Source organism: Actinomadura sp. NPDC049382 (genome assembly GCF_040677125.1).
In the GTDB taxonomy this organism is placed as follows: domain Bacteria; phylum Actinomycetota; class Actinomycetes; order Streptosporangiales; family Streptosporangiaceae; genus Spirillospora; species Spirillospora geliboluensis.
The window spans coordinates 20,812-29,870 of record NZ_JBFARO010000098.1; the positions used below are offsets into that span (position 1 = coordinate 20,812).

Annotated in this window: 8 protein-coding genes; 2 read left to right on the forward strand and 6 right to left on the reverse strand. The window is 77.5% G+C overall.

Annotated elements, in window-relative coordinates; all coding sequences use genetic code 11:
* The first annotated feature begins 17 nt into the window (after positions 1 to 17).
* Positions 18 to 1,028 carry a DUF2332 domain-containing protein gene (locus tag AB0K34_RS35245; RefSeq protein WP_364553197.1) on the forward strand — a complete coding sequence of 337 codons (1,011 nt, stop codon included), beginning with the start codon at positions 18 to 20 and terminating at the stop codon, positions 1,026 to 1,028.
* On the opposite strand, the gene AB0K34_RS35250 is transcribed toward AB0K34_RS35245, so the two are convergent.
* From AB0K34_RS35250 to AB0K34_RS35275, 6 genes are read right to left on the reverse strand one after another with little or no spacing between them, the layout of a single operon-like run.
* Positions 1,025 to 1,624 (reverse strand): nitroreductase family protein, encoded by a 600-nt coding sequence (locus AB0K34_RS35250; RefSeq protein WP_138639325.1) that lies wholly within the window; start codon positions 1,622 to 1,624, stop codon positions 1,025 to 1,027. The two genes, AB0K34_RS35245 and AB0K34_RS35250, sit on opposite strands and share 4 nt — an antisense overlap.
* Positions 1,625 to 1,667: 43 nt before the next feature.
* Complete coding sequence (locus AB0K34_RS35255; protein ID WP_364553198.1) at positions 1,668 to 2,435, reverse strand: SDR family oxidoreductase; 768 nt, start codon at positions 2,433 to 2,435, stop codon at positions 1,668 to 1,670.
* Positions 2,435 to 3,364, reverse strand: a complete 930-nt coding sequence (locus AB0K34_RS35260) for a sulfotransferase (RefSeq protein WP_364553199.1) — start codon at positions 3,362 to 3,364, stop codon at positions 2,435 to 2,437. Before AB0K34_RS35260 ends, AB0K34_RS35255 begins: the two co-directional genes overlap by 1 nt.
* Complete coding sequence (locus AB0K34_RS35265; RefSeq protein ID WP_364553200.1) at positions 3,364 to 4,623, reverse strand: aminotransferase class I/II-fold pyridoxal phosphate-dependent enzyme; 1,260 nt, start codon at positions 4,621 to 4,623, stop codon at positions 3,364 to 3,366. The genes AB0K34_RS35260 and AB0K34_RS35265 overlap by 1 nt, the downstream gene beginning before the upstream one ends.
* A 33-nt stretch (positions 4,624 to 4,656) precedes the next feature.
* On the reverse strand, positions 4,657 to 7,341 hold the full coding sequence (locus tag AB0K34_RS35270) for a type 2 lanthipeptide synthetase LanM family protein (protein ID WP_364553201.1): 2,685 nt from the start codon (positions 7,339 to 7,341) through the stop codon (positions 4,657 to 4,659).
* Entirely contained in the window at positions 7,338 to 7,523 is a 186-nt protein-coding gene (locus AB0K34_RS35275; protein ID WP_364553202.1) for a hypothetical protein, read from the reverse strand. Before AB0K34_RS35275 ends, AB0K34_RS35270 begins: the two co-directional genes overlap by 4 nt.
* A gap of 198 nt (positions 7,524 to 7,721) precedes the next feature.
* On the opposite strand from AB0K34_RS35275, the gene AB0K34_RS35280 reads away from it, so the two are divergent.
* Positions 7,722 to 8,618 (forward strand): family 3 encapsulin nanocompartment shell protein, encoded by an 897-nt coding sequence (locus AB0K34_RS35280; RefSeq protein ID WP_364553203.1) that lies wholly within the window; start codon positions 7,722 to 7,724, stop codon positions 8,616 to 8,618.
* Positions 8,619 to 9,059: the final 441 nt, after the last annotated feature.

Genomic DNA, 9,059 nt, shown 5'->3' on the forward strand with positions numbered 1-9,059 from the left:
CTGAGAGGGTGGCGCGGGTGAGGAAGCAACTGCTCGCACAGTCCCGGGCGTGCGCGGAGCTCGGATCGCCGATGTACGCGGAGCTGCTGGCACGGGCGGCGGACGACCCGGGCGGCGCCGCGGCGGACGTGCTCGGGGAGCACCGGGGCTCCGGCTACATCCTGGGGATGCTGGGGACGGTCCACCGCCTCGTGCTGGAGGGGCGCGCGCCCGAACTGGCCGCGTACTACCCGACCGCCGGGGGAACGCGGGACCCGCTGCTGGCCTGGCCCGCGTTCCGGGACGTGCTGGCCGGGCACGCGGCGGAGATCCGCGCGGGCCTCACCGACCCGCCGCAGACGAACGAGGTGGGACGGTCGGCCCCGCTGGTCGGCGGCCTCCTGGCGATCAGCGCGGCGACGGGCGGGCGCCCGGTCCGGCTCCTGGAGATCGGCGCGAGCGCGGGCCTGAACCTGCGCGCCGACCACTTCCGGTTCCGCCACGACGGCGGCGTGTACGGGCCGGAGTCGCCGGTCGTGCTGCCCGGCGCGTGGCGGGGCCTGCCGCCGCTGGACGCGCCGCTGGCCATCGTGGAGCGGCGCGGCTGCGACCCGAACCCGCTCGACGCGGCGTCGCCCGCGGCGCAGCGGCGGCTCCTGTCGTACGTGTGGCCCGACCAGGCGGAGCGGGTGGCGCGGCTGCGGGCGGCGTTCGAGGTGGCGGCGCGGGTCCCGGCGGAGGTCGTCCGGGCGGGCGCGGCCGAGTTCCTGGACGGCCTGGCCCCCGAGCGGGGCACCGCCACGGTGGTGTGGCACTCGACGATGCGCGCCTACCTGTCGGAGGACGAGGCGGCGCGCGTCGACCGGCACATCGAGGACGCCGGCGCGGCGGCCACCGCGGACGCGCCCGTGGCGCACCTGTCGTTCGAGGGTCCGGACGCCTCACGCCTCAGCACCGCGCACGTCGTGGCGCTGCGGCTGTGGCCGGGCGGGGAGCGCCGGATCCTCGGCGAGGGCCCGTCGCACGGGCTGCCGACGACCTGGCTCTAGCGCGGGTCCGCCCAGGACTCGCGGCGGACGAGGTCGCCGTAGGGCTTCGCCATCGACCGCAGCCGGGCGGTGTCGGCCGGGGGCACGGCGTCCTCGCGGGCGTGGCCGATCGTGACGACGCCGACCACGGCGATGTCGTCGGGGAGGCCGAGCAGCTTCTTGAGCCCGTCCTTGTGGCGGACGGTCGCGAAACCCGTCGCGAGGCCCTCGTTGATCGCGGCGAGCTGGATCAGCATCAGGAACGCCCCGGAGTCGACCCACCAGTAGGGGGCGGGCCACTCCATCTCCTTGCCGTCGATGAGCTTGTCGGGGCGGGTGTAGCGGTCGTGGTAGTCGTCCTCGCGGATGCCGAGCACCATCAGCACCGGCGCGACCGACAGCCACTTCTCCGGGTAGACGGACTCCTCGGCGAGTTCGGCGACGCGCTCGCGGGTGGCGCGCTCGGTGACGACGACGAGGCGGTGGCCCTGGCTGAACCCGGCGCTCGGCGCCCGGCGGATCGTCCGGGCGATCTTCTCCACGGTCTCCGGCGGGACGGGGTCGGTGCGGTAGCGGCGCACCATCCGCCGCGCCGCGAGCACGTCGTCGAACTCCACGCTCTCTCCGTTCTCAGAGGCCCTGAACTCAGATGCCGTGCCTTCAGATTCCCTGGGTGAGGCCGCCGTCGACCAGCAGGGTCGTCCCGGTGATGAAGCCGGCCCGCTCGCTCGCGAGGAACGCGGCGGCGGCGCCGAAGTCGGCGGGCGAGCCGAGCCGGCCGAGCGGGATGCCCGCGGCGATCCCGGCGAGGCCCGCGTCCCGGTCGTCGCCGAGGAGCGCCTCGACGGCGGGGGTGAGGTGGTAGCCGGGCGCCAGCACGTTGACGGTGACACCGGCCGGGCCGAGCTCGCGGACGAGCGCCTTGGCGAACCCGGCGAGCGCGGGCCGCACGGTGCCGGACAGGGCGAGCTCCGGCGTCGGCTGCCGCATCGTCTCCGAGGCGATCATGAGGACGCGGCCCCAGCCGGCGTCGCGCATGTGCGGGACGGCCGCCTGGACGAGCGCGATGTGCGACAGCACGCACAGCTCGACGGCGTCGCGGTAGGCGTCGAGGCCGAACCCGAGGGCGGGGCCGGCCGGCGGCCCGCCCGCGTTGGTGACCAGGACGTGCGGGCCGCCGAGGTCGGCGGCGGTGCGGCCGACCCACGCGGCCGCCGCCTCGTGGTCGCGGACGTCGAGCCGGGTCGCGACGGCGCGGCCCGGCCCGGCCGCGTCGATCTCCTTGCGCGCGGCCTCCAGCCGCGCCTCGTCGCGCCCGCAGAACGCGACGTCGGCGCCGGCGGCGGCGAGCTCGCGGGCGGTGGCCAGGCCGAGGCCGCTGGTCGCGGCGGCGACCAGCGCGACCCGGCCGCGCAGTCCGAGATCCATCAGACCTCCGCGGGGATCGGGGCGGCCGGGACGGGCCGCAGCGGGTAGCGGTAGCGGGCCAGCAGCGGCAGGGCGAGGGCGGTGGCGACGGCGCGGGCGGGCGCGGGCTGCGCGCGCACCCACGCGTCGTCCTCCCGGATCCGGACCGGGCCGCGCCGCAGCCGGTCGGGGTTGCCGGTCACGGTGTGGTTGACGCCGAGCCGGGCGGTGCCGTCGCCGTCCACGGGCGGTTCGCCGGTGAGGCCGGCGTGCGCCATCACCCGCGCCAGTTCGGCGCGCGGGCCGGCGGTGAAGTCCTCGTAGCGCAGCCGCAGGCAGCGCTCGGGGAACGCGCGGGCGATCCGCTCGGACGCGAGGTTGAAGCCCGTCCAGTAGGCGGTGCTGCGGGCGGGGCCCATCGCCGGGATGTAGTCCTTCGCGCGCCGCCACGACTCGGCGGTGGCGCGCGGGTCCCGGACGACGTGCAGGACGCGGGCGTCCACGCCGGGCGCGCCGCACAGCGCGGCGGCCTCGGCGGGGAACTTGCCGGTGTCGACGATCAGCCCGGCGCCGGACTCCGCCGCGATCGCCTCGTACAGCCGGACCAGGTCGGCGACGGCCGGGTGCGCGGCGCGGACGTGCCGCGCCTCGGCGAGCCGGCGGCCGGTGTGCCGGGTCCGCAGCGCGGCCTGCTGCCGCGCGACGGCGCGTTCGGCGTGCCAGGCGGGGTCGGCGCCGGCGATCCGGGCGATGACGGCCTTCCACAGCGGGCACGCCGGGACGTCCCGCCCGCAGCCGCACAGGGTGTTGGTGCCGCGGCCGAGGACGCCGTTCGTCCACAGGTACCGCAGCTCGCCGACGTGGACGGCGCCCGGCAGCTCGCCGAGCAGGTTGCCGAGCAGGGTCGTGCCGCTGCGGCACCAGCCCGTCACGTACAGGACGCGGACCATCAGCGGCGCCCGGCGCCGGAGCCGACGACCTTCCGGACGGCCTCGACGACGTCGTCGCGGTCCCGCGCGGTGAGGTTCGCCGACAGCGGGATGTCGACCGCCTCGTCCAGCCGCGCCGCCGTGGCGGGGTACTCGGCGCGGGCGCGCTCGGGGTCGGGGAACAGGAACCGCCAGTTCCAGAACGCGCGGACGTTGGTGTCGCCGGGGTCGCCGAGGGCGCGCGCGTCGATGCCCTCGGCGCGCAGCGCGGCGGCGGTCCAGGCGGTGCCGCGGGCGCCCGCGCCGGGCAGCCGGAACACCAGCGCCTCGCCGAGGTAGGCGCCGTCGGCGACGGGGCGGCGCAGCGCGAGGCCGGGCACGCCCGCGAGCCGCCCGGCGACGTCGTCGTAGGTGCGGCGGTGGGCGGCGAGCCGCTCGGGCAGGCGGCGCAGCATGGGGCGGGCGAGCGCGGCGCGGATCTCGTCCATTCGCAGCCCGTAGATCGGCAGGGCGAGGTCGTCGACGGGCGGCGGCGCGCCGTCGAAGTGCCGCGCCATCCGGCCCTCGTAGGCGCCGGAGTAGACGACCGCGCGGGCGTGCACGGCCGGGTCGCGGGCGAGCAGGAACCCGCCCTCGCCGGTGTTGAGCGACTTGTCGGACTGGGTGCTGAACGCGCCCGCGTCGCCGATCGTGCCGAGGAGGCGGCCGCCGAGCCGGGCGCCGAGCGCGGGCACCGCGTCCTCGACGACGGGGATGCCGCGCTCGCGGGCGAGCGCGCAGATCGCGTCCATGTCGGAGGCGAACCCGCGCATGTGCACGACGACGACCGCGCGGACGTCCGGGGTGAGGCGGCGGCGCAGGTCGGCGACGTCCAGGTGCAGGTCGTCGTCGCATTCGACGAGGACGGGCCGGTGCCCAGCGAGCAGGATCGCGCTGGGCGTCGCGGCGAAGGTGAAGGCGGGGCAGGCGACGCGGGAGCCGGGCGGCAGGTCCAGCGCGAGCAGCGCGAGCGTGATCGCGGCGGTGCCGCTGGCGCAGGCCAGCGCGTGCGGGACGCCGAAGTGGCGGCACAGGTCCCGTTCGAGCAGGCCGGCGCGGGTCTCGGCGTAGGGGCGGTGGTCGTAGCGGAAGTAGAGCCGGTCGCGGATCGCGTCGAGCGCGTCGCGCAGGTCGTCCTCGCCGATGAAGACGTCGCCCTTGTCGTAGGTCGGCCAGGGGTCGGTGCGCACCGGCGCGGCGCCGTCGATGGCGAGCAGGCCGGGCTGGACGTCCACGGTCATGTTCGTCTCCTCCACGGGGAACGGGAGCTTCGCTCAGGAGTGCGGGGGCGCCAGGGCGAGCACGGCGGGCACGCCGACGGCGGGGGCGCGGCGCAGCAGCCCGTAGCCGATGCCGGACAGGCCGGCGAGCAGGCCGGGGGCGGGGGCGGGCAGGGCGGTGCGCCACGGGCCGCCGGGCGGGCGGGGGGCGTCCTCGCCGAGGGCGGCGAGCAGGTCGCGGGGCCCGGACGCGCCGTGGCAGAGCGAGTCGTCGGGCGGAGCGGTGGCGGGCAGGACGGCGGAGCGGGCCGCCGCGGCGGCGGCGGCGAGGGAACGCTCCAGTTCGGGAGCGGCGCATTCGGGCCTGGTCAGGAGGTCGAGCAGGGCGAGGCCGGTGCCGGCGGCGCCCTGGCACCAGCCGGGCTCGGGGTCCTCCGGCGGGACGGCGAGCGCCTTCGCGCGGGCGGCGAGGCGGGGGTCGCCGAGCAGGCCGTGCAGGCGGGCGAGGGCGAGCGCCGCGCCGGGCGCGCCGTAGCCGAGGCCGGGCCCGGCGGGTTCCATGGCCATGAGCCGCTCCCCGGAGGCCCGCGCCGCGTCGCGCACCCGCTCGCCGGGCAGGACGGCGTGCAGCGCGAGCGCGGACAGGAGCATGCCCCCTTCGCCGTCCAGGACGTCCGGGCCGGGCGGGGCGGGGGCGGTGAGCAGCGCGTCGCGCGCCGCCTCGGCCAGGTCGGGACGGCGGTGGACGGCGGCGGCGTGCGCCAGGTGGTAGACGGGGCCGAGCGCGGGGACGTCCGCTCCGGCGCGCAGGCGCACGGCGACCTCGTCGGCGACCCGCTCGGCGAGGCGGGCGGCCCAGGGCTCGTCCGTCGCGGCGGACAGGTAGGTCAGGAACAGGCCGATGCCGGGCAGGCCGCCGTAGAGGTCGAGGCCGGCGGGCGCGACCCGGCGGGACGCGGCGTCGACGACCTCGATCGTCGGCCAGCCGATGCGGTCGCCGTCGCGGACGGCGGTCTCGTCGAGCCGCCGGGCGATGGCGAGGGCTCCGCGCACCGGGTCGTCGCCGCCCGCCGGCCCGGGGACGCGGTGCCCGGCGCGCGGGCGGGTGTCGAGCGCGGCCAGGCTCGCGTCGATGATCTCCAGCTGGGCGGCGGGGCCCTCCTCGCGGAGCGCGGCGAGGCGGGCCGCGGTCTCCTCCAGCGGCGCGGCGGGCAGGACGCCGGGCAGGCGCGTGCCGTCCTCCAGCCACAGGTCGCGGTGCCCGGGGCGGATCTCGAACACGGGCACCTCGCCGCGCCGCAGCGCCGCCTTCTCCGCCGCGATGAGCGCGGCGCGGTGCGGGACGCCGGGCCAGCCCGCGTCGAGCCGGGCGAGGCCGCGCTCGTGGACGGCGGGGTCGCGCGCCGCCTCCGGCCGCCAGCCCTCCAGCAGCAGCCGGACGTAGAGGAACGTCGACAGCTGGATCAGCCGCACCGGGACGTCCGCGCAGCCGTCCAGCGGCCCGCCCGGCGCGAGCAGGCCCGTTCCCGCGGCGGCCAGCCGCCGGTGCGCGAAGGCGTACCCGGCGGTGAGCGCGTCGCGGTGCGCGCGCGGGTCGGCGGTGCCGCCGTCCGGCAGGCGCAGCCGCCCGGCGGGCGCGGGGACGTCCCGGTAGCCGAGCCCGGCGCGCATCCGGTCGGTGCCCGCGTGCTCGACGACCGGCGTCGGGATGAGGGAGCGGCGGCCGGGGGCGATGCCGAGCGGGCTGATGTCGACGCCGAAGGGCAGTTCGGTGCCGGTGTCCGGCATGACGAGCGGGCCGGGGAGCAGCCCGGTGCGCAGCACGGACGCGGCCAGCCGCTCGGCGGCGGGGTCGCCGAGCCGCGCGCGGCGCGCCATCGGCTGCGTGCCCTCGGTGTGGAACAGGGCCTCCAGGTCGATCACCACGGGGTCGGCGCCGGCGGCGATCACGTTGTCGGCGTGCAGGTCGTAGCCGTGCACGGCGTGGGTCAGCGCGAGCAGCGCGCCCATCCGCCAGAAGAACGCCGGGAGCCGCTCACGGGCGCAGGGGGCGGGCTCGACGTATTCGCTCCAGCCGCGGTCGCCGCGGTCCAGGAGCCGGATCCGGCGCAGCGGGTGGGGCACGCCGCCGGAGGCGTTGAACCAGCCGAGGAGGCGGTCGAAGCAGTGGTCGACGGCCAGGCTGCGGGGCTTGTAGACGAGGGTGCCGTGCTCGAACCGGACGAGCGCGACCGTGCGGCCGCCCCGGTGTGTCTCCTCGGACCCGAAGCGGACGCCGGCGACGGCGCCGAGCCCGCCGAACGCCGCGGTCAGCGCGGGCAGGTCGGCGGCGAGGTCGCGGGCGAACGCGGTGCGGGCGGCGGTCCAGGCGTCCAGCAGGCGGGCGGCCTGCCGGGCGAGGACGGGGTACTCCGCCCAGATCCGCCGCGCCTCCGCCGGGTCGCGCAGGGCCTCCGTGAACGCGGCGTAGCGCCGCTCGGGTGTGTCGCCGGGGAGGCCGCGGCGGCGCGCGGCGGCGAGCTCCCAGGCCAGCGCCGGCTGGACGGCCATCGTGAGCCAGCCGAGCGGCGGGTCGCGCAGCAGCAGAGCGGCGAGGCCGTCCGGGAGCGGCGGGCCGGCGGCGAGGCGGTCCCGCAGGTCGTGCCGGGCGGCGTCGATCAGGGGCCGCGCGATCTCCAGCAGGCCGAGACCGCCCAGGTCGGCGGGGGCGCCGGGGCGGGACGCGGTCGGGGTGCTCATCCGCCGTCACCCGGCGGATCGCCGTCCTTCTCCCGGGCGGCGCGGGCCGTGGTGCGGGCGGCGCGCAGCGGGCAGCCGGGGGCGGGCCGCGCGGCCGGCCGGGGGCCCGTCCCGCGGCGCGGATCGAGCACCGGATCGGTGATTGCCGCCGCTCCCCCGGCTGCATTATCCGGCTTCGCCATGGCACCTCCCCATCCAATCCGCTACGAAGTTCTACCATGACCGATTATTTCGGAACAAGATCGAGGGAGACCCTTTTAATTTCCGCGATCCTGTGCTTACTCTCTGGGTTGGCACGGTGCAGGATCGGCGCCGTGCATTTGTCGGCCGATCCGAGATCCGGACGGCCGCGAAAGGTATGTGCCTGATGGGAGTTCTGCGTGCTGGACTACCTCATCGATGACCCCGGGCTGCGCGAGCGCGGCCCCGGCGAGGAACTGGCGGTCGCGGTCGCCAGGGCCGCCGGGGGCGACGCCGCGGTCCGGATCCGGGCGCCGCTGACGACGCTGTTCCCGCTCGCCTCCACCCGGCCCCGCCCGACCGTCCGCGAGCAGACCAAGGGCGGCACCGTCACCGACCGGACCCTGCGCTACGTGCGGGAACTCCGCGCCACCGGGCGCGGCGGGGACGACCGCTCCGGGACCCGCTACGGCGCGACGCCGGAGGCGGTGTTCCGCCCGGCGCTCGCCAAGGCCGAGCTGACCGAGATCTCCGTCTCCGTCCCGGTGCCCGCCGAGCTGTGCGCCGACCCCGCCCTGCTGGCGCGGTTCGTCGACCACCGCGTGATCGTCCGCCTGTGCACCGTGGAGAACGAGGTTCTCCTGCGCGGCAGCGACGACGGCGCGATCACCGGGCTGCTGCGCCTGGACGGCCTGCGCCGCCTCGCCGCCCCGCGCCCGGACGCCGCGGCAGGCGCCGTGCTGGACGCGCTGATGTCCGGCTGCGCCGAGGTGGAGGAGATGGGCGGCTCGTGCGACGGGATGGTCATGCACCCCGCCCTGTACTGGCGGCTCGTCGGCGGCGGGGCGCTGCCCGCGCTGGACGCCGCCGGGCTGCGCCTCACCCGCACCCGCATGATCGAGCCGGACCGGGTGCTGCTCGGCGACTTCCGCGCCGGGATCACGCTGCTGGACGGCGAGGAGTCCACCCTCGCCCTGCGCCGGCCCGCCGGCGGGGACGCCGCCGGGGACGGCGCCGGCGAGGCCGCCATCACCGCCTCGATGCGCCTCGGCCTGGCCGTCCACCTCCCCCAGCACTTCCTGCTGCTGTCCCTCTGACCTGCTCGGACGCGGTCGTCCCGGCGCCCTCGCGCGCCCCGGCGGCCGCCCGCTCCCCCGGGCCCGGACGTCCGGGCCCGTGTCCGCCGAGAAGTGGAGGTGCCCCATGCGCACGCCCCCGTGGTGACCATCCGCGATCGTCCGTCCCGTCCCGGCGAGAGCAGGAGGTGAATCGCATGCGCACGCCCCCGTGGTGATGTTCCGCGCTCCCGTCCCGCCCCATCGGACCAGGAGGTGAATCGCATGCGCACGACGCCGTGGTGATTTGCAGCGAAGAAAAGCGCACGACACCGGGGTAAACCGGCATGCGCAACTCCGTGAAGGGCCGGAAGGCGGCACAACAATGGCCGGTCAGTGCCAGGGCCGCGAAGATCGCGAGTACGTACCAGTCGTCCCAGTTCGCGGACCGCACCCACCCGTACGGGAAGATGTGCGCCGGGC

Bases quoted from the DNA above. Each gene is read 5' to 3' on its own strand.
- AB0K34_RS35265 (WP_364553200.1), bottom strand. From the start codon at position 4,623: ATGACCGTGGACGTCCAGCCCGGCCTGCTCGCCATCGACGGCGCCGCG.
- AB0K34_RS35260 (WP_364553199.1), bottom strand. From the start codon at position 3,364: ATGGTCCGCGTCCTGTACGTGACGGGCTGGTGCCGCAGCGGCACGACC.
- AB0K34_RS35255 (WP_364553198.1), bottom strand. From the start codon at position 2,435: ATGGATCTCGGACTGCGCGGCCGGGTCGCGCTGGTCGCCGCCGCGACC.
- AB0K34_RS35275 (WP_364553202.1), bottom strand. From the start codon at position 7,523: ATGGCGAAGCCGGATAATGCAGCCGGGGGAGCGGCGGCAATCACCGAT.
- AB0K34_RS35270 (WP_364553201.1), bottom strand. From the start codon at position 7,341: ATGAGCACCCCGACCGCGTCCCGCCCCGGCGCCCCCGCCGACCTGGGC.